The organism is Flavobacteriales bacterium (assembly GCA_016713875.1).
Classification (GTDB): domain Bacteria; phylum Bacteroidota; class Bacteroidia; order Flavobacteriales_F; family PHOS-HE28; genus PHOS-HE28.
Window position 1 is genome coordinate 679933 of sequence record JADJOI010000003.1, and the last position, 21039, is coordinate 700971.

Here is a 21039-nt window from a genome sequence, read left to right on the forward strand (position 1 = left end):
GGGCTTTTCGACCGGCGGCAAAGCTCGCCGAAGGACGGGAAACGGAGGGAGGATACCTTTCGGCCCGTGGAACGTGACGGACCGACCGTGCCGCCCGGGTCGATGGTGCTGAAGCCCCCAAGGAGCACGGGGGACCGAAGCTTGAGGCCTGTGATGCTGCTGGTCGTGCTGCTGACCTGCGTGTCCGTGCATGCACAACGAGACCGTTTTTACATCCGGCTTTACGGCCTGGTGACGGAATACTTCACCGGGAACCCGGAGAAAGGGGTTCTGGTCCGTGTGCTCCGCGATAGCATCCCGTTGGATGAGACAGTGACCAAGAGCAACGGCACGTACGAGTTCCTGCTCGACCGTGGGGCTATCTATACAGTGTGGTTCTCGCGCCAGGACCTAGTGACCAAGCATGTGCGCATCGACGCACGCGAGATCCCTGTCTTTCCGGACGTCCCGTATTATGAGATGGACGTTCAGATGACCATGATCCAGTGGGTAGAGGGCGGGGACTATCAGGTGTTCGACATGCCATTGGGCGAGGCGTTGTACAAGCAGTCCGTACGCAACCTGAGCTGGAACGTGGAGTACACCGAACGGATCCGGCCGCAGGTGGCTGAGGCTATGGATGCCTATGAGAAGCTGGTTCGGAAATACCGGCCTGCGGAGAAGCGAAGGCCACCGGTGGATCGGTTGTGAAGGGAGGAGGTGAGGATCCACGTGACATATGTATGGCCATGCATATGTTCAGTCGAGGGCCCTTTATTAGGATCAATCGGATCGTCGTACGTTTAAGTTTCTGAACGTGAGGTTATTGTGGAAGATGGGTGCACTCTGTTCACCTTAGAAGTATGTATGGCCATACATATATTCTTTTGCATTCGGTCACATGGACTCAAGGTGGGTACTTTAAGTAAGTGATAGATAATCAATGAGTTATGATAAGAAGATCTCTGGAGAGGACTGCTTAGGAAGCATGTATGGCCATACATGCTTCCGGGGTCGATCAGTCTTTCCAATGGGTGATTTAACTCGCAATCATTTGTTATTCAATCAGATATGCTCCCGACGAACGATGTGCTTCGAGGATATGGACATATGTATGGCCATGCATACGTTACATTCGGACCATGCCAGCCCCCCGTTCCCCCTTCCATACCTGCCTCTACTTCACTTCCGCCGCCCTCGCCCGCACCTTGGACCGCTCCGCACGCGAGCACTTTGGCGCCGTGGAGCTCAGTCCCACGCAAGGATTCATTCTGATCAGTGTGCGTTCCGCGCCGGGGATCTCCGTCAGTGACCTCGCTGCGCTGCTGGTCCTCGATCAGTCCACCGTGACCAAGACCCTCGACAAAATGGTCTCCAAAGGCCTGGTGCAGCGCGAGGTATTCGGGCGCACCGTGCGGGTCTTCCTGACCGGTCGTGGAGAGCGCCTCGAGACGGATGCCAAGGCAGCTTGGAAGAAGGTCCAGTTGGCTTATCAGGCGCTTGTGGGGGAGGGCGAGGTGAAGCACCTGTGTGCCACCATCAACCAAGCTCAGGCGAAGCTGACCGAGGTCGAAGGGTAACACGTGCGCGGGGGTCGCATCGATGGCCGGTCGTGCGGTCCGCTCAGATTTGACGGGACTCGTCCTGCAAGCGGCCTGTTAGCTTCACCACTTCCGTGGCTTCGAGCACATCATGCACGCGGAGGATGGCCGCACCGCCGAGCACTGCAAGGGTGTTCAGGATGGTGGTGCCGTTCAGTGCGGTAGCAGCAGTGGTGCCGAGCACCTCAGTGATCATGCGCTTGCGCGAAACGCCCACGAGCACGGGCGCGCCCAGGCCCGCCAGCCGCGGCAATGCGCGCAGCAGCGCGTAGTTATGGTCAGTGGTCTTTCCGAAGCCGAAGCCCGGGTCGATGATCACATCGGCTATCCCGGCGTCCTTGCAGGCCCGGATGCGTCCGCTCAGGAATAGCGTCACTTCCCCGGCGACATCCGCGTAGGTGGGGGACAGCTGCATGGTGGCCGGGTTGCCCTGCATGTGCATGGCGATATAGGGCACGTGCAGCGTGGCCACGGTGGGCAGCATCTCTGGATCCAGCAGGCCTGCGCCGATGTCGTTCACCAGCCCTGCGCCGGCGGCCACCGCTTCGCGGACAACGGCGGCGCGCGACGTGTCCACGCTCAGCAGGGCCTCGGGGAAGCGTGCGTGCACGGCCGCGATCACGGGCACCACGCGGCGCAGCTCCTCGGTCGTGTCCACCTCAGCGGAGCCGGGACGCGAGCTCGCCCCGCCGATGTCGAGGATGGCAGCGCCTTCGATCAGCATCCGTTCCGCCAGGCGCAGTGCCGAGCTGACATCCACGCGGCTTCCCGGGTGGAAGGAATCCGGCGTGGCGTTCAGGATGCCCATCACACACGGTGCGGGTAACTGCTTCAGCCGGTCCCCGATGCGCCAGGTGATGGGGCGTGAGATCATGCGGCGAAGATCGTTCGGGCCGGGATCCGCGACCTTTGCCGCATGGCGCGTCCGCAGGTAGTGGGGCTTTTCATGTTCCTCCTTTTCCTGGATCCCCTTCAGGCCCAACAGGACAGCCTCCTCCGCATCTGGAAGGACCCGGACCGTCCGGATACGGTGCGGATGCAGGCGGCCGGAGAGGCGCTCCGCACCTTGATCTACCAGCACCCGGACAGCGCGTTGCGGCTGGCCATGGATGTGCATGAGACCGCCACGGCCGTTGGGGACCGCAGGCGCCAGGCCTTCGCGCTCAACTTCAAGGGCATGGCCTACGTGCTGATGGGCAACTTCTACCCGGCGGTGGTGACCTACCGGGAGATGCTGGCCCTGTACGAGCAGTTGGATGATCAACGCGGGGTGGCCGGAGCGAACAGCAACCTGGGCGCCGTGTTCCACCAGCAGGGCGATCTGGTCAGGGCCCTCGAGCACTACGAGCGGTGCGTGCCGGTGTTCGAAGCGTTGGGCGATCGCCGCGGGCAGGCCATCACGGCCAGCAACCTCAGCGGCATTCACCGGGAGATGGGCGATACGGCCGCCGCACGGCGGATGCTCGAACAGGTGCTGCGGACCGCGGAGACCGCGGATGATCGGCCGGGGCTGGCGGGAGCCTATGGGAACCTGGGCCTGCTTGCCCAGGACAGGGGGGACCTCCGGGGGGCGCTGATGCTCTATTTCCGAAGCCTGCGATACCGTGAGCAGGTGAACGATCGGTCGGGCAGGGCCCTGATGCAGCATGACATCGGAGAAGTGCACCGCGTGCTGGGGCAGCTCGACAGTGCACAGTACTGGATATCGGCCAGCATCGCCTTGCGCGACTCGCTGGGCGACGAGCCGGGGTTGGCCCAGGCCTTGATCAGCCTGGGGCTGCTCGCGCTCGATCGGGACCGACCTGCGGACGCCATCGGCCACTGCGGAAGGGCTGCGCGCTCAGCGGCCGACCTGCAGCTCCGGAACGTGGAGGAGAAGGCCTGCGCCTGCCTGGTGCGGGCTTGCGAACGAACAGGCAACGAAGGTTGTGTGCAGTGGAACACGGAGCGCAGGGCCGTCCTCAGTGACAGCCTACAGCGCCAGCAGGCGCGGGAACTGCTCGCCCGTGTGGAGTTCCGCAAGAGCATGGTCGCGGACAGCGTTCAGCGTGCATCGGCGCCCACCGAGCAAGGCACGAGCACCGGCTCCAGGTCTTCCTGGCCCTGGGTCGTGGGTGGTCTGTTGGCCGCAGGACTGGGCCTCTGGTGGTGGCGGAGGCGCTCCGCACAGGCCTGATACCTTCGCCGCCGCATGGAACGCACCTTGTCCGAGTACGACGCCGTCACCGGCGAGTGCATGGCCCTGTTCACGAAGAAGGCGCACGACTACGGGACGGCCTGGCGCGTACTGCGCGTACCGTCCCTCACGGACCAGATCCTGATCAAGGCGCAGCGCATCCGCACCCTGCAGACGGTGGGGGAGAGCAAGGTCGGCGAAGGCATCCGGCCGGAGCTCATCGGCATCATCAACTACGCGGCGATGGCGCTAGTGCAGCTGGAACTGGGCGTGGTGGATGCGCCCGACCTGGATGCGGCCTCCGCTTCGGCGAAGGTGAAGGCCGCCCTGCACCAGGCGCGCGACCTGATGCTCCGCAAGAACCACGACTACGGTGAGGCCTGGCGCAGCATGCGTGTGAGCTCCCTGGTGGACCTCATCCTGATGAAGCTGCTGCGCATCAAACAGATCGAAGACAATGCCGGCTCCACGTTGGTGAGCGAGGGCATCGATGCGAACTTCCTCGACATCATCAACTATGGCGTTTTCGCCATGATCCGGCTCGATGAAGGTGCCTGATCCGATGGTGCGTTAACGAAGTGTGAACGGCCGGAGGGCGGACGGCGGCCCCGCTAACTTGCGCCCCGCCGTCGACCCCTGCGGAGCGGCTTAGCGACCATGCGCACCCTGATCCTCCTCTGCCGCATCCTTGTCGGCGCCACCTTCATCGTATCCGGCCTGGTGAAGGCCAACGACCCGCTCGGTTTCAGCTACAAGCTGCAGGAGTACTTCGCGGAGAGCGCGCTCAACATGCCCTGGCTCGAGCCTTGGGCCCTTGCGCTCGCCATCCTGGCGTGCCTGGGCGAGATCGTGCTGGGCTTCGCTGTCCTGGTGGGTGGCCGCATGAAGCTGGCCTCATGGGCCCTGGTGCTGCTCACCCTCTTCTTCGGCTGGCTCACCGCCTACACCGCCACCTGCGACCCCAACGACACCTACACCGTGCTCGTGAACGGTGTGTCAGAGGAACGCGGCGTGACCTGTGTGACCGATTGCGGCTGCTTCGGCGATGCGATGAAAGGGTCGATCGGCAGAAGCCTCACACCATGGGAGAGCTTCACCAAGGATGTGATCCTGCTCGTGCTCGTGCTGCCCATCTTCTTCGCTGCCGTCCGCCGTCCGGGCATCCCGTTCAACTCAACGGCGGAGGACAAGGTCCTGCTACCCGGTGGGCTCATCGGTGTGGCCGTCTGGAGTTGGGTCTTCGGTTCATTCTTCTACCTCGCGTTCACGGTGGTGGGCCTCCTGGGCTACTGGATGGTGAAGCGGTACACGCAGGGCGCGCGTGCGGAATGGACCACGGCCGGCTGGATCTCCCTGCTGGGTGCGGTCTTCATCTGGTGGTGTTACGCCCATCTGCCCTGGATCGACTACCGCCCGTACGCGGTCGGCAAGAGCATCAGCGAACAGAAGACCATGGGGCAGGCACCCGAGCAGGTGATCTACATGACCTATAAGAACCAGTCCACGGGTGAGAGCAAGGAGTTCGATACCCGCGGCGCCTATCCATGGGACGACAGCACATGGGTCTACGTCGACCGGCGCGTGGAGGTGCTCAAGGCCGGTATGGAAAGCCCGGTGCAGGATTTCGGGCTCACCGATCGCGATGGCAACGACATCACCGCCGATGTGCTCGGGGACCCGACACCCGTGCTGCTGGTGATGGTGTACAACGTGGAGAAGGCGGATCTCGCCTGTCTGCCGGGGATCAACACGCTGGCCCAGGCGGCCTTCAACGCCGGTTGGTATGTGTACGGGGTGTCCGCCAGCCCGTTTGAACGGATCGAGGACTTCCGTCATACCCATCAAACCCCTTTCGACTTCGTGCAATGCGATGAGAAGACCGTGAAGACCGTGGTGCGCAGCAATCCGGGCACCGTGCTGCTGCAGCAGGGGACGGTCCGCGGACAATGGTCGTGCAACGACACCCCCGGACTGGACGAGGCCAAGGCGAAGCTGCACTGACGCTCAGGCCTTGAAGCGCCGCTGCACCAGATCGGCGGTGATCCGCGCGCTGAACAGGCAGAGCGGGATGCTCGCCCCGGGATGGACACTGCCGCCGCAGAAGAAGAGGTTATCGATCCGACGGGTGAAGTTCGGATGGCGCAACAGGGTCGCGAGGATGCCGTTGACGCTGTTGCCGTAGATCGCACCCTGCGGGCTGTCCGTCAACGCCTCAATGGTGCGCGGGTCGGTCACCGCCTCGCAGGTGATGGAGGATGCGATGTCCGAGCCGAGCATCCGTGACAGCTTGGCGTGCACATGGTCCCTGGTCCGCTCCACCAGCGCATCCCAGTCCTGACCGCTGTGGTGGGGCGCGCTCACCATGGCGAACCAGTTCTCCTGTCCGGCCGGGGCGTCCTGCGGGTTCATCTTGCTGCTGATGTGCACGTACACCGATGGATCATCATGCATCGTGCGGTCGCGGAAGATGCGGTCGTACTCCTGGCGGGCATCGCCGCTCATGAACATGTTGTGCAGCCCAAGCGTGGGATGGAGGCGCTTCATGCCCCAGTGGAACACGATCACCGAGCTTGAGCGCGGCTGGGCCAGGGAGGTGCGGGGCGCGGCCTGGTCCTTCAGCAGGGTGCGCCAGGTGCGCAGCACATCCGCGTTGCTCACCACCGCATCAAAGCCCTCGGTATGGCCGCCCACCACCACGCCGTTCGCCCGCCCGCGGACCACGGCGATGCGCTCCACCGGCGCGTTGTAGTGGAACCTCACGCCCTGTCGTCGGGCGAGGTCCTCCAACGCCCGCGCCACCGCGTACATTCCGCCCTCCGCATGGAAGGAGCCCAGGGCCAGTTCGAAGTAGGAGATGAGGTTGAGCGTGGCGGGTGCCTGGTAGGGGTTCGCGCCGTTGTAGCTCGCGAACTGGTTGAGGATGGCCGCTGCCTTCGGCGCGCGCAGCAGGGCGGCGTTGCTACGGGCCATGCTGGTGAGCGGTTCGATCCGCCCGAAGCGGAGCAGGCCGGAGAGGGTGGAGGCGTTCAGGTAGTTGCCCGGCACATGCAGTGAGCGTTCCAGGAACACGCGCTGGGTGATGTCCAGCTTCTCCCTGGACCGCTTCAGGAAGGTGAGCATGCGGTCACGACCGGCGCCGGTGCGTGCGGCGAATTCCTCAGCAAGGGCATTCTGGTCCGCCCATGTGCGCACCACCGTGCCGTCCTCGAAGTGGTAGTGGAAGCCCGGGTCGAGCCTTTGGTATCGCCAGTGCGCCCTTGGATCCTCTCCGCACAGCGTGAAGAGGGCGTCGAGGTGGTGCGGCACGGTGAGCACCGTGGGCCCGCGGTCGAACCGGTGGCCGTCCATGCGGAGCTCGCCCATCTTCCCGCCCGCCATCGGCCCTCGTTCAAAGACGGTGACGGCCCAGCCCGCATGCGCCAGACGGATGGCGACGGCCAGGCCGGCAACGCCAGCGCCGATCACGGCACATCGGCGGTCGGTCACTGAGGGCATGGGAGCGTGTAGGGGCCGAAGTTCGGGATCTCTGGCCGCCGTCGCACCTTTGTGCCGACCATGCTGCTCCTGTTCCACATCGGCTGCGTCATCGGGGCCTTCCTGGCCATGGAAGGCGTGGCTTGGGCCGCGCACAAGTACATCATGCACGGTGTGGGGTGGGGCCTGCACCGTGATCACCACCAGCCCGTGCCGGGTCACCGCTACCAGCGCAACGACTGGTTCGCCCTGATCTTCGCCGTGCCCAGCTGGCTTTTCATGCAGACCGGTGTGATGGGCGGTTGTGACTGGCGCCTGTTCGTGGGGATCGGTATCCTGCTCTACGGCATCGCCTACGTGTACGTGCATGAGGTGGTGATCCACAACCGGCCAGGCAGGCGCCGCAAGGTCCGGGGGCGTTACCTGCAGGGGCTGGCCCGGGCGCATTTCGCGCATCATAAGCACAAGGGTCCAGAACATGGCGAGTGCTTCGGCATGCTGCTGGTGCCCCTGAAGTACTTCCGCGCCTCCGTGGATTGATCCCAGGGGGCTGTTGATATCGCGACCTGCGAGCAGGGCGGGTCTCCGGAGCGGCCGCCCATCTTTGTCCGACCGCCTGTCAAACGGGGCGGCTCGACCGCATGCGCACGGTGATCGCCGGCAATTGGAAGATGAACAAGGACCGGTCCCAGGCCCTTGATCTGCTTGGGCATCTGGCCCAGGCCATCGGGGAGCTGCCCACCGGAGTGGAGGTGATCGTAGCGCCGGCCTTCCCCTTCCTGTCCCTGGCGGTGGAGCGGCTGCAGGGCACTGCGGTCGCGGTGGCGGCGCAGCACTGCCACGAGGCGGTCTCAGGCGCCTTCACCGGCGAGGTGAGCGCGGCCATGTTGGCCAGCTGTGGTGTGAAGGCGTGCATCGTGGGGCACAGCGAGCGGCGGCAGTACTTCGGAGAGACCGATGCGGCGGTGCATGCCCGGATCCAGGCGCTCCTCGCCGTTGGCATCACGCCCATCTACTGCTGCGGAGAGATGCGCGCAGACCGCGAGGCCGGCCGGCACCAGGAGGTGGTGGGCGCCCAGATGCACGACGCACTGACCGACTTGTCCGGCGAAGCCATGTCGAAGCTCATCGTGGCCTATGAGCCCGTGTGGGCGATCGGCACCGGCCTGAACGCCACGGCGGCCCAGGCGCAGGAGATGCACGCGTTCATCCGTGGCCGGCTTCGTGCCCTTGCCCCGGGCCATGCCGAAGGGATCCCCATCCTCTACGGCGGCAGCTGCAAGCCCGAGAACGCCGCGGAGCTCTTCGCCGGTCCGGACGTGAACGGCGGGCTCATCGGCGGCGCCTCCCTGGATGCAGGGGCCTTTCTGGAGCTCGTGCACATCGCCCACCGCATGAAGAAGCCCAAGTGACGCCATGCCCTGGACCGAGATCGATCTGCTGATCCGACCGCTGGAACCCTGGCGCGACCTGCTGATGGTGGAGCTTGCCGAGCTGGGGTTCGACAGCTTCGAAGAGACCCCGCAGGGCGTGAAGGCGGCGATCCGCTCTGAGCGGTACGATCGGAGCGCCGTGGATGCCGCCATCGCCCCCCACCGAGCCCACATGCAGGTGGGTATCGAGGAACGTCAAGTGCCGGACACCAATTGGAACGCCGTGTGGGAGGCGAGCTTCGAACCGGTGCGCGTGGGGAGGCAGGTGCTCATCCGGGCGGGCTTCCACCCCGCCGAGCCCGGCTTCGGCACGGAGATCGTCATCACCCCGCGCATGGCCTTCGGCACCGGCCACCACGCCACCACCCGGTTGATGGTGCAGGCCATGCTGGCGATGGACCTGGCGGGAAAGACCGTGTGCGACATGGGCTGCGGCACGGGCGTGCTGGCCGTCCTGGCCGCACGGCGCGGGGCCACCGATCTACTGGCGGTGGACAACGACCCGCTGGCGGTCGACAACGCCCGCGAGAACCTTGACGCCAACGGCTGCGCGGGGTGGCCGGTGGTGCGCGGGGACGTCAACGACCTGCACCCCGACCGTTGGGACCTGATCCTGGCCAACATCGAGCGCAACACCTTGCTTCGCGGCATGCCGGCGCTGGCCAAGGCGCTGCGGCCGGGCGGCACCCTCCTCCTCAGCGGATTCCTGGCCCCGGACACGGACGCACTGCGCGCTGCGGCGCGCATGGCCGGCCTGCGCGATGGCGACGCCGCGCATGACCGTGAATGGACCCTGCTCGCCTGCCACCGACCATGATGAAGCTCCGCTCGAACACCGTTCCGCGCATCGTCCTCGCCCTGTTCGGCCTGGCCGCCGTCCCGCGTCCGGCCTTGGCGCAGACGAAGGCCTTCTCCCAGGACCCCGCGGCCTTCCTGCAGGAGATGAGCGCCCTGCTGATCGAGGCGGACAAGAAGGAGGGCAAGGCCTTCATGGAGACCGTGTTCACCCCGGTGTGGAACGGCAGCTACTACCAGGACGGCCAGCGCAAGCGCGTGATCGACATCGCCAACGCGATGCAGAAGAAACGGTTCGAGGCCTACCCGCACTTCAAGGACTACCTCGGAGCGGTGGCGGCCTTCGCCAATGGCGGGCGCAGCGCGGCCCGAGTTCGATGCCTGGATGACCAGCTTGGACGAGCTGGTGAAGAGCGGCCGCAAGAAGAACTTCAGCAGCTACATCACCATGTGCGCCGGGCTGTTCCGCGACCGCACCATCTACGAGAGCGCCAGCACCCGCTGGCAGGCCGCGGGCACGGGCTTCACCTTCGCCTACGACACGGTGCCGAAGGTGGTGTTCGAACGCACCGACCTGCGCTGCTTCGCCAAGGGGGACAGTGCCGTGATCATCGGCACCAGCGGCACGTATTATCCCACCCTGGAGCTGTGGCGGGGCCGTGCGGGCAAGGTCACCTGGCAACGCGCGGGCCTGAAGCCTGCGGCCACCTTCGCCGAATGGAACGGCCCGTATGAGGTCCGCATGAAGAGCAGCACCTTCGAGGTGGACAGCGTGCAGTTCAACGACCCCTATTTCGAGCGCACCCTGCTGGGCCGGCTCACGGACAAGGTGCTGGCGAACGTGGATGAGGACAACGCGAGCTACCCGCGCTTCGAGAGCTACGACCGCCGGATGAAGATCCGCGACATCGTCGACGGCATCGACTTCGAGGGCGGCTTCAGCATGCAGGGCGCCAAGCTGCAGGGCTATGGCACGCGGGAAGAGCCCGCCTACCTCACCTTCTACCGCGAGAAGCGCCCCTTCATCATCACCCAGGGGCTGGCCTACAGCATCGAGCCCGAGCGCATCACCAGCGAGGATGTGGGCGTTCGCCTGGTGGTCGACAAGGACAGCATCCATCACCCCAGCGTGAGCCTGCGCTACCTGAAGGACAAGAAGCTGCTCACCCTGATCAAGAAGGACGAGGGCCTCAGCAAGGCCCCGTACTACGACACCTACCACCAGATCGACATGTATTTCGAAATGCTCACTTGGAAACAAGGCGATCCGGTGGTGCATCTGGGCAATTTGCAAGGCAGCACCCAGGACCGGGCGAGCTTCGAGAGCTTCAACTACTTCAAGGAGAAACGCTACATGGCCATGCTCGGCATCGACGCCATCCATCCGTTGGTGCGGTTGAACGACTTCACCAAACAGGCCGGCATGGACTTTTCCGCGCAGGAGTTCGCCAGCGGCACGCGCATGCAGAAGGACCAGGTGGTGCCCCTGCTGATCGACATGGCCAACAAGGGCTACCTGGACTACGACCCCGAGACCGAGGATGTGCACGTGAAGCCACGCCTCAAGCAGCATATCCTGGCCAGTGCGGGCAAGCTCGACTACGACGTGCTGCAGTTCAACAGCAAGGGCCAGGACGGGGTGAACGCCACGCTCAACCTGCTCAATTGGGACCTGGCGCTGGTGGGCGTTTCGCGCATCATCCTCAGCGATTCACAGGACGTGCGGATCTTCCCCAGCGAGCAGAAGATCACCATCAAGAAGGGCCGCGACTTCACCTTTGGCGGCATGGTGCAGGCCGGCAAGCTCCAGTACCATGGCAAGGAGTACTACTTCCACTACGATCCCTTCTCCGTGGACCTGCTGAACGTGGACTCGGTGAGCTTTTACGCCGACAGCTTCGAACCCGATGAGAACGGGGAGACCGGCTGGGTGCGCGTGCGGAACGTGCTCGAGCAGGTGAGCGGGACCCTCGAGGTGGATGCGCCCACGAACAAGAGCGGCCTGCAGCAGAAGAACTACCCCCAGTTCCCCAAGTTCAACAGCGCCAAGGAGTCCTTCGTGTACTATGACAACCCCCGCATCCAGCAGGGTGTCTACGACCGCGATCGGTTCTACTACCGCAGCGATCCCTTCCAGCTCGACAGCCTCGACAACTTCACCAACGCGGGTCTGTACTTCCCAGGCACGCTCGTCAGCGCGGGCATCTTCCCGGACATCAAGGAGCCGCTGCGCCTTCAGCCGGACTACGCGCTCGGCTTCGTCCGGTCCACCGGCGACGGGGGCATGCCGCTCTATGGCAAGCGGTCCAAGTTCGACAACACCATCACGCTCAACTTCAACGGCCTGCAAGGCGACGGCGAGCTGGCCTACCTCACCACCATCGCCAATTCCAAGTCGTTCGTCTTCTGCCCGGACAGCACCTTCGGGGTGGCCGACACGCTCCTCAACGCCGCGAGCACGGCCGCGCTCAACGTGCCCAGTGTGAAGGGCGGGCAGGTCTTCGTGCGCCTCGAACCGAAGCGGGAGAACCTCTTTGCCGCATCCACCCGCGCCCCGATGGTGATGTACGAGGGACAGGCCTACCTGCATGGTCACACCGACCTGGGGCCCAAGGGCATGACCGGGGCCGGGCTGGTGGACTTCACCAACGCCACGCTGCGGGCGGACCTGTTCGACTTCAAGACCATGCAGCTCCACTCCGATACGAGCGACTTCCGGCTCACGGAGGGTGATACGGCCAGCATCGCCTTCAAGACGGACAACGTGAACGCCACCGTGAAGCTTGACGAGCGCCTCGGCGAGTTCGTGAGCAACGGCGACGAGACCAAGGTGGAGTTCCCGGTGAACCAGTACATCTGTTACATGGACCGCTTCAAGTGGTACATGGACCAAGGCGACATCGAACTGGAGAGCGACCGCACGGCCGCAGCGGCCTCGGAGGACCTGCAGCTCTCCGGATCGAACTTCATCAGCATACGGCCGGACCAGGACTCGCTGGCCTTCATGGCACCCAAGGCCCGGTACGACCTCAAGCGGCACCTCATCACCGCCAACGATGTGCAGTACATCCAGGTGGCCGATGCGCTGGTGACACCCGACAGCATGCGCGTGCGCATCCGCCGCAACGCCGAGATGGACCCGCTCACCAACGCGGTGATCACGGCCAACTTCGTCACCAAGCACCACCGCATCTACAACGCCACGGTGGACATCCGCAAGCGGCGCGAGTACAGCGCCACCGGACAGTATGACTATGTGGATGAGAACAAGAAGACCTACACCATCCGCCTGCAGAACGTGAACGTGGACACGGCCTACCAGACCTATGCCCGGGGCCGGGTGCTGGAGGATGAGGGCTTCCAGTTGAGCCCCGCGTTCGACTTCTTCGGTGATGTGCTGCTGGAGGCCAGCATCAAGGAGCTCACCTTCACGGGGAGCACCCGCGTGCAGCACGGTTGCACGGGCCTGGAGCGCAACTGGATGCGCTTCAGCGGGCGCATCGACCCCTTGGAGGTCTTCATCCCGGTGAGCGACTCCCTGCTCGACGACAAGGGCCAGGCGATCGGCAACGGTGTCTTCCTCACCACCGAGGACCCCTTCGCCACCTACGGCACCTTCCTGAGCCGCAAACGCGACCGCAAGGATGCCCCGGTGATCACCGCTCAGGGCCTGCTCTTCTACGACAAGGCGAAGAAGGCCTATGTGGTGAGCAACAAGGAGAAGATCCGCCAGCGCAGCCTGCCGGGCGACCTGGTGAGCCTGGGCACGGAGGACTGCCTGGTGCAGGGCGACGGCCGCATCCGGCACGGCCTGAACCTGGGCCGCGTGGTCGTGGACAACGTGGGTTCCCTCGTGCACCGACCGGACAGCACCACCGCCCGCGTGGTGATGATGGCCGACTTCTTCTTCCTGGAGAACGCCCTGGAGCGCATGACCACCGAGATGCTGGCCTATCCGGACCAGAAGCAGGTCGACATCACCAAGACACCTTATGAACGCTCGTTGCGCGAGGTGCTCGGCCTGGAGAAGAGCGACAAGCTCATCAGTGAGCTGAGCCTGAAGGGCGAGATCAAGAAGCTGCCCGACGAACTGGTGAAAGCGCTCAACCTGTGCGACGTCAACCTGTATTGGGACGAGGTGGAGCAGAGCTGGCTGAGCCGCGGGCCGATCGGCGTGGGCACCGTGCTGAAGAAGCCCGTGTTCCGCTATGTGAAGGGCAAGGTGGAGCTGCAGCGCAAGCGCAGCGGCGACGCGATGACCATCCTGCTGATGCTCGACGACCAGACCTACTACTTCTTCCAGTACGCGCGTAACTACCTTTATGCCTACAGCAGCGACCAGCAGTTCAACACGATGCTGAGCGAACTGAAGGACGACAAGCGGGTGCTCGAAAGCAAGAAGGACGAGCCCGCCTACCAGTTCATCCTCACCAACAAACGCAAGGTGGACGAGTTCCGCGACCGTTTCGGACTTTGAACCATGGACTTCCCCTGGGTGTACGGTGCGTTCAGCGTGATGCTCGCCTACCTCATCGGCAGCATCCCCACCGCGGTGTGGTGGGGCCGGGCCTTCCATGGCATCGATGTACGCGAGCACGGCAGCCGCAATGCCGGGGCCACGAACACCTTCAGGGTGCTCGGTCCGCGCGCCGGTGTGCCGGTGCTGCTCATCGACATGCTGAAGGGCTTCCTTCCGGTGCGTGTGCTGCCCAACTTCTCGGGCCTGGAGGTGGACGGGGAGGGCTGGATGTGGCTCCGTGTGGTGCTCGTCCTGGCCACGGTGCTCGGCCATCTGTATCCGGTGTTCGCCGGTTTCCGCGGCGGGAAGGGCGTGGCCACCTCCCTGGGCGGGGTGCTCGCCGTACATCCCGGTGCGGCCCTCATCTGCGTGGCGGCTTTCGCGGTCGTCTTCAGCGTATCACGGTACGTCTCCCTCGGCTCCATGACGGCCGCTGTCGTCTATCCGCTGGCGGTGGTGCTGGTGTTCCACGAGACCGGTCCGGTGAAAGTGGGCTTCGCCGTGGTGCTGTGCCTGCTGGTGCTGTACACCCACCGCCAGAACATCGGTCGCCTGTGGCGCGGGGAGGAGAACCGGATGAACCTGGCCGGCCGGAACGCCGGAGGCCCATGAAACCGCCGACCCCTGCAAGCGGTACAAAGGCGCGCTCTTCGATGATGACCCGCCTCGCGGTGCTCCCGCTGTGGCTGTGCGCTGCCTTCCTCGCCCACGGACAGGGTGACAAGCAGCTGCGCGCCAAGGCCGACGCCCTCTTCACCGAGGAGCGGTTCGCCGAGGCCCTGCCGTTGTACTCGCAGCTGGTGAGCCTGGAGCCCGGCGACCGCCGGCTCAACTACCACTACGGCACCTGCGTGCTGCATGGCGGCGGCGACCGGGAAAAGGCCATCGGTTTCCTGAAGTACGCGGCGGCGGACCCGTCCATCCCCGCCCTCGCCTGGTTCTGGCTGGGCCGCGCCTACCACCTCAACTACCGCTTCACCGACGCGCTGAACGCCTACCAGCGCTTCCGCGGCACCGGCGACGCCAAGGCCATCGCCGCCCATCCGGTGGACGCGCTGGAGCAGCAGTGCCGCAACGGTCAGCAGCTGCTCAGCAGCCTCAAGGAGATCACCGTCAGCAGCAAGGTGGAGGTGGAGGACCGCGAGTTCTTCCGCTACTACGACCTGGAGGGCATCGGCGGCCGCATCGTGGTGACCCCGGACGAACTGAAGACCCCCTTGGACAAGAAGTTCACGGGCCGTTCCCTGATCCACCTGCCGGACAAGCCGGGCCCGATCTACTTCGGCAGCTATGGCAAGGACGGCAAGAACGGCCGCGACATCTACCGCACGGAGATCCTGCCCAACGGCACCTTCGCCGTTCCGGTGCGCCTGGCCGGCTTCATCAACACCGACCAGGACGAGGACTTCCCCTTCATGCATCCCGATGGCAAGAGCTTCTACTTCGCCAGCAAGGGGCACAACAGCATGGGCGGCTACGACATCTTCAAGAGCGCCTACGACCGCGGCATGGACGTCTTCGGCCGTCCGGAGAACCTCGACTTCGCCGTGAACACGCCCGATGAGGACCTGTTCTACATCGTGGACGGGGAGGGGCGCCAGGCCTGCTTCGCCTCGGCGCGCAGCAGCAGCCAGAACATGCTGCATGTGTACCGCGTCAGCACCGAGCAGGTGCCGGTGGTGCTCACCGTGCTGAAGGGCACCTTCGCCTCGGCCTTCGATGCGGATGACCGCAAGGCGCACATCATCGTCGAGGACGGCCTCACCCGCGAGGTGGTGGCCGATGTGCGGACGGACATCAACGGGACCTACCTGATCAGCCTGCCGCGCAGTGGCCGTTACCGCTTCCTGGTGGAGGCGGGTCCCACGGGAAGGAAGCACGCCGGTATCGTGGAGGTGCCGCGCAGCGATGGCCCTCGCGCCTATCGCCAGGAGCTGAAGCTGGAGGACCAGGGCGGTCAGGAGCGGTTGGTGATCCGCAACTACTTCGAGGAGGCGCTGGAAGGCGACCTGGTGGCCATGGCCCTGGAGGAGATCAAGCGGCGCGCCCGACTGGACGTGGGGCAGGCCGCGGCCGCACCGCCGGTGGCCCAAGAGCAGGCACCCCGCAGCACCGACCAGCTGATGAACGAGGCCGGCTTCACCGGCGACCGTACAGCAGCATCCGTGGTGGCCGATCTGAAACGTAGTGCACAGCAGGACGAGCTACACATCAAGGACCTTGGCGATGGATCGGGCGCCGCCTTCACCCTGGCCCAGGAAGCGGTGCTTGAGGCCGAGCGCTCGGCCTCGGTCGCGGATGACCTCGTGAAGCAGGCCGTACTGATCACCGACACGGTGGCGCGCGAGCGGCTGATGCGTGAAGCGGCGTTGGCCCGTGCGCGTGCGACCGATGCCAACGCCAAGGCCCGCGCGGCCATGCGCACCGGGCAGGACCTGGATGCCGAGCGGATGGCCACCGCCCAACGGTCCCAACGGACCGCCACCCTGGCCACCGAGCTCGGCGATGCGCTGAACGCCAAGCAGGCCGACCGTACCCTGCCCTTGCTGGTGAAGGCCCGCGAGCACGAGGAGGCCGCGAAGGGCTCCGGCGCCGGCCCGGACCTGGTGGAGCGCGTGCGGCGGGAGGCCACCGAGAAGGAGCTGGAGGCCACCCGCACCATGGCGGCGGCACGCAGCAAGAGCAGCGAGGAGAGCGAACTGCGGGACCGCATCGGAAGGCTCGAACGCGAGCTGGCCACCGCGAAGGGCAAGACCAGACAGGACGAGATCACGCGGGAGCTCACCGAACAGCGCGAGCAGCTCGGGTACCTGGGGCAGGAGGTCACCAAGGCGTACGCGCGGGCCCGCGCGGCCGAGGCCGAGGTGGCCACGATGCGCACCCGCGGCCAATTGGTCGCGGGCCTGGTGAAGCAGCCCGACCTGCGCCCGGCCACCCGGCTGGACGCCTCCGCGGTGGAGGCCCTCGCCGGGCGCATCGCGCAGAACGTGCAGCGCATCGGTGGTCTGGCGGTGGACGAACGCTACAGCGGGGCCGCGGCAGAGCTGCTGGCCGAGGAGCCTGCCGCACGCTATGACTGGCAACTGGGCGAGGCCCTCGCCGCAGCGGAGCCGCGCGCTTCCACCGCGGCGGCGGCCACCGAACGCGTGACCGCCGAACAGGCCGCCGCACGCACCATTGCCGCACCGACGGGACAGTCGCAACAGGCCGCGCCGGTGCAGGTGGCACAGCCGGAAGGCATCACTGCGCAGGAGGGTGATGCCCTCGCCAGCGAACGCCCATCGGCATCCGCCAACGGAGCGGCGCAGGTGCCTGCTGCGCCACAGGTCGTCGAGGAAGCCGCATCCGCCGACGGCGCCGCGCTCCCGAACGGAACGCTCGCACAGCCCGATGCCCCGACCGCCGGGCAGGTCGTGACCGGTGGCGCCGATGCGACGCATGGCGCGGACAATGCTCGACAGGAGGACGCGACGACCTCCACCTCCGGGGAAGGGGTGACGTCGCGCGATGGAACGGAGGGAACGCAGCCTGTGGTCCAGGTACCACCGACCCCGCAGCAGATCCGGGAGGACACCCGGGTCGCCGACCAAGGCCAGGGCACCCTGGATGCGGTGCCACCGACCGTGAGCGCCGAACAGCAGCGGTTCGTGCTGGAGAACGAGGTGGCCGAGCTGCAGCAATTGCGGGCCGCCACACGCGACCGTCAGGAACGGGAGCGCGTGACGGCGCGGATCACCGAGGTCCGCACGCGCATCGACAGCCTTGATGCGGCCATCGCCGCTGAACGCATCGCCGCGGAAACGACCGCGCAACCGGTGGACAGCCCCGAGGTGGTGGTGATCTCCGGGACGGCGCTGGAGCTGCCGGCAGGGCTCTCCGACGAGGAGCTCATCGAACTACTGACCCCGGGTCATGCGGCCGATGTGTCGCGTCTGGAGGCGGTTCAGGACCTGGATGAGCGGGTGGCCGCGTTGAGCGACCTGAGCGCGATCCTGGTGGACAGCATCGATGTGCAGGTTCAGCGTCAGTTGAAGCTCATCGAACGCGAGCCGGCCCGTTCCACCGAGGTGCTGCCACGCGTGGACCGCCTGCGCAACCTGAAAGGCGCCGAAGAGGCCCGGGCCGAACGCCTGCGCTCGGAGGCCATGCGCAGCGATCTGCTCGTCACCGCGGCACCGGGGTCGGGCATCGATCGCGGGCCCATGCGTTCCGCGGGAACGATCTCCGGCACGGAGGCCGCCCGCTACGTGGCCATCGCCGGCCGCCCCACAGCGGTCTATGCCAGCAAATTGGAGGTGCGTTCCAACGAGGTCGGCGAGGCCGTTGCGCTGCGTGACAGGGACCTGGGGGAGATGGACCTGTTGCAGGTCCGTATCGATTCCTTGGAGGCGATGCTGGATACCGTTCAGGGAAAGACGTACGACCGCATCCGCAAGGACGCCGACCGCGCCATCGATGATCAGCTGATCCTGCGCACGGAGATGGGCCAGCGCATGGCCTTCATCACCCGCGAGGAGCTGAAGGCCGGGCGTGACAGCCTGAAGGAGCTCGGGGCGCAGGTGGCCCGGCTGGGCCTGGCGCCCGATGAGCCGGTGCTCGCCCTGGCGCGCTCCGAGGAAGGCAGCTCGCGCACGTATGCCGCCGAGGGCGATCGCCTGCGCAGGCTCGCCGACCGTAAGGAGGACATCCTGGCCCGCGACAGCCTCTATCGCCTGGCCTACACCGCCGAGCTGCAGGCGCTGGCCGCGCTCGATCGGGCCATCACCGCGCAGGCCTACATCTCCGGAGACCGGTTCCTACGGGGTGAAGCGCTCACCATGGCGCAGGTCGAGGAGCGCATGTTCGGTCCGGCCACGGCCGTGGCGCAGGTGCCCGCGCCGGAGCGGCCCGGAGGCGCAGCCGATGCGGCCGTTGCGGCCCCGGCGACGGAACCGGTGCGAACGGACGGTGTGACGCCGGAGGCTCGCGCGGAAGCGCCGACCACTGTTGCGGCGGATACGCTGGTGCACGTTGACGAAGCACCCGTCGCCGTCGCCGATGGCCCGGGCACCGGACCCGCGGCCGATGGCGCGAAGCCTGCCAGCAGCGCTGGAGCGGACCAGGGCTCGACAGCGGCCGTTCCCGGAGGCGCGGTCCCGCTCGACCCGGCGGGCCAGGTCCGGTACTCGGCCTTCCTCACCAGCGACACGCTGCTCACCGATGGTATGAGCGAGCTCCTGCAGGAGGATGAAACGGTGTTGCGGGATCGCGCCAAGGGCGCCATGGACCGCTCCGCCAGCGATCAGCAGCTGTCCGTTGCACTGGCCGACCGCGCCGTGGCCGTGCGCGACAGTGCCCTCACCGCACGGAAGAAGGCCCGGCCCGAACTGGAGCGCGAGGCCGTTCGCCTGCAGACCCTCTCGGATTCGCTGCACCAGGCTTCGCTGCTCACTGCGGAGGAAGCACGCTCCCTGGAGCAGCGTCAGCGCGAAGTGGCCGAGGCCAAGGCCTTCGCCGAGAAGCTGAAGGCCTTCTACTACCTGAGCAGCGAGGAGCATCTGCTGGTGATGGACAACGCGGACCACAGCCGGTATTTCCAGGCCAAGGTGAAGGCCATGGAGCAACAGGAGGCCGGCACGGCGGCAGCGGAGGAGGCCGCGGGCATGAAGAAGTTGGCCGAGGCGTTGGTCACCGAAGCGGACCAATTGGAACGCACCGCGCAGGTAGGTCAGGAGGCCGCTGCACGCGAACAGGTGGCCACCCTGCGCGCCCGATCGACCCTGCTCGCCCAGCGCGGCGATTCGCTCAGCGCGGCATCACAGCGCCTGCGTGGTGCGGCCGCCCTCAACGACGGCCAGGCCGCGCTCTACCTGCAGCAACTGAACGACGACCGGGCCACCGGCATCATGGCCCTGGAGCAGCGCACCCGTCGCACGGATCCCTTGCTGGCCGAGGTGCGGGCGGGTCAGATCCCGGGTCCCGTGACCGCTCCGGGCGCCCCCCCGCGCGAAGGGGCCGGTGCCCTTGCCGATGCGACAGCCATCCCGACCGCTGCGCCGGCGCCGGTGACGGCCGCTCCTTCGCCGGATGGCACCCGCGGGCTGGAGATCACGGCCGAACCATTGCGCCGGGATGTGTTCGACATGGCGGCCGTGCCCCTGCCCCGGGCCACGCCGATCCCCATGGAGCAGCCCTTGCCCGCCGGGCTGGTGTTCAGCGTGCAGATCGGGGCCTTCCGGGACCCGGTGCCGCAGCAGGTGTTCAGCGACCTGTCGCCGGTGACCGGCGAGCGCACCACCAGCGGGCTGATCCGCTATACGGCCGGTCTCTTCACCCGCTTCGAGGCGGCGGATGAGGCCAAAGGCACGGTGCGTGGACGGGGGTACACCGACGCGTTCGTGGTGGCCTTCTACAATGGCAAGCGCATCCCGCTGGCCGAGGCCCGACGCATCGCCCAAGGTGGAGGAGACCTGGCCACGACCTCGCCCGCTGCTCGACCCACCACGGAGCCGGCGGTCCCGTCGGCCACAACGCCCGCACCCGCTCCTTCGTCCACGCCTGCCCCTGCCCCTGCGGCCACCGTCCAGCGCCCCTCGGAGCTGCAGCCTGTGCCCACCGCTTCCGGTCAGGAGTTGGCGAACTATCCGGCCACGGCCGCCGAGGTGATGGCGCAGTTCAACCCGCCGGTGGACGCCACGGCCTACTACAGCGACCCCATGGCAGCACCCGCCAAACAGGTGGAGACCGTGAAGGGCCTCTTCTTCACCGTCCAGGTCGGCGTGTACTCCAAGCCGGTCGCGCTGGACAAGCTCTTCAACATCACCCCGCTCAACAGCGAGGCCATCGCCGGCGGCCGCATCCGCTACACCACCGGCATCTTCCGCGATCTGGACGTGGTGCGGGCACGCCGCGAGGACGCGGTGACCAAGGGGGTGAAGGACGCCTTCATCACGGCCTACCTCAACGGCAAGCGGATCCCTGTGGCCGAGGCTCGGGCGCTGCTGCAGCGGTTCGGGACCGAGGTGCTGGTGGATCCGGCGCTGGTGACGCCGTAGGGCGGTGCGACCGCTTATTTTCGCGCCA

Annotated in this window: 13 protein-coding genes; 11 read left to right on the plus strand and 2 right to left on the minus strand. The window is 66.2% G+C overall.

Features of this window, described 5'->3' with window-relative positions; translation table 11 throughout:
• The first annotated feature begins 153 nt into the window (after nt 1-153).
• Both IPJ87_04320 and IPJ87_04325 read left to right on the plus strand, forming a co-directional pair.
• On the plus strand, nt 154-690 hold the full coding sequence (locus tag IPJ87_04320; GenBank protein MBK7941091.1) for a hypothetical protein: 537 nt from the start codon (nt 154-156) through the stop codon (nt 688-690).
• Between the two features lie 431 nt (nt 691-1121).
• Nucleotides 1122-1559, plus strand: coding sequence for a winged helix-turn-helix transcriptional regulator (locus IPJ87_04325; GenBank protein ID MBK7941092.1), 438 nt, complete (start codon nt 1122-1124; stop codon nt 1557-1559).
• A gap of 43 nt (nt 1560-1602) precedes the next feature.
• Here IPJ87_04325 and folP read toward each other — a convergent pair whose 3' ends face one another.
• The gene (gene folP, locus IPJ87_04330; protein MBK7941093.1) at nt 1603-2454 is read right to left on the minus strand and encodes a dihydropteroate synthase; all 852 of its coding nucleotides are present in this window, start codon (nt 2452-2454) and stop codon (nt 1603-1605) included.
• A 42-nt stretch (nt 2455-2496) separates the two neighbouring features.
• Here folP and IPJ87_04335 point away from each other — a divergent pair, with 42 nt between their 5' ends.
• The 3 genes from IPJ87_04335 to IPJ87_04345 all read left to right on the plus strand — a co-directional run bounded on the left by IPJ87_04335 (nt 2497) and on the right by IPJ87_04345 (nt 5757).
• Complete coding sequence (locus IPJ87_04335; protein MBK7941094.1) at nt 2497-3756, plus strand: tetratricopeptide repeat protein; 1260 nt, start codon at nt 2497-2499, stop codon at nt 3754-3756.
• 15 nt (nt 3757-3771) lie between these two features.
• A complete protein-coding gene (locus IPJ87_04340; GenBank protein MBK7941095.1) occupies nt 3772-4314 on the plus strand; it encodes a DUF1599 domain-containing protein in 543 nt (180 codons plus the stop codon).
• A 99-nt stretch (nt 4315-4413) separates the two neighbouring features.
• Nucleotides 4414-5757: a DoxX family protein gene (locus IPJ87_04345; GenBank protein MBK7941096.1), complete on the plus strand. Its 1344-nt coding sequence runs from the start codon at nt 4414-4416 to the stop codon at nt 5755-5757.
• A gap of 3 nt (nt 5758-5760) precedes the next feature.
• Here the strand turns inward: IPJ87_04345 and crtI are convergent, their stop codons facing one another.
• Nucleotides 5761-7251 carry a phytoene desaturase gene (gene crtI, locus IPJ87_04350; GenBank protein ID MBK7941097.1) on the minus strand — a complete coding sequence of 497 codons (1491 nt, stop codon included), beginning with the start codon at nt 7249-7251 and terminating at the stop codon, nt 5761-5763.
• 60 nt (nt 7252-7311) lie between these two features.
• Between crtI and IPJ87_04355 the strand changes: the two genes are divergently transcribed.
• The 6 genes from IPJ87_04355 to IPJ87_04380 all read left to right on the plus strand — a co-directional run bounded on the left by IPJ87_04355 (nt 7312) and on the right by IPJ87_04380 (nt 21011).
• A complete protein-coding gene (locus IPJ87_04355) occupies nt 7312-7770 on the plus strand; it encodes a sterol desaturase family protein (GenBank protein ID MBK7941098.1) in 459 nt (152 codons plus the stop codon).
• 101 nt (nt 7771-7871) lie between these two features.
• The gene (locus IPJ87_04360; GenBank protein ID MBK7941099.1) at nt 7872-8642 is read left to right on the plus strand and encodes a triose-phosphate isomerase; all 771 of its coding nucleotides are present in this window, start codon (nt 7872-7874) and stop codon (nt 8640-8642) included.
• Nucleotides 8643-8646: 4 nt separating this feature from the next.
• Nucleotides 8647-9480: a 50S ribosomal protein L11 methyltransferase gene (gene prmA / locus IPJ87_04365; GenBank protein MBK7941100.1), complete on the plus strand. Its 834-nt coding sequence runs from the start codon at nt 8647-8649 to the stop codon at nt 9478-9480.
• A gap of 363 nt (nt 9481-9843) precedes the next feature.
• Nucleotides 9844-13935: a hypothetical protein gene (locus tag IPJ87_04370; protein MBK7941101.1), complete on the plus strand. Its 4092-nt coding sequence runs from the start codon at nt 9844-9846 to the stop codon at nt 13933-13935.
• Nucleotides 13936-13938: 3 nt separating this feature from the next.
• The gene (plsY, locus tag IPJ87_04375) at nt 13939-14589 is read left to right on the plus strand and encodes a glycerol-3-phosphate 1-O-acyltransferase PlsY (protein MBK7941102.1); all 651 of its coding nucleotides are present in this window, start codon (nt 13939-13941) and stop codon (nt 14587-14589) included.
• A 41-nt stretch (nt 14590-14630) separates the two neighbouring features.
• Entirely contained in the window at nt 14631-21011 is a 6381-nt protein-coding gene (locus IPJ87_04380; GenBank protein ID MBK7941103.1) for a PD40 domain-containing protein, read from the plus strand.
• The last annotated feature ends 28 nt before the right edge of the window (nt 21012-21039 follow it).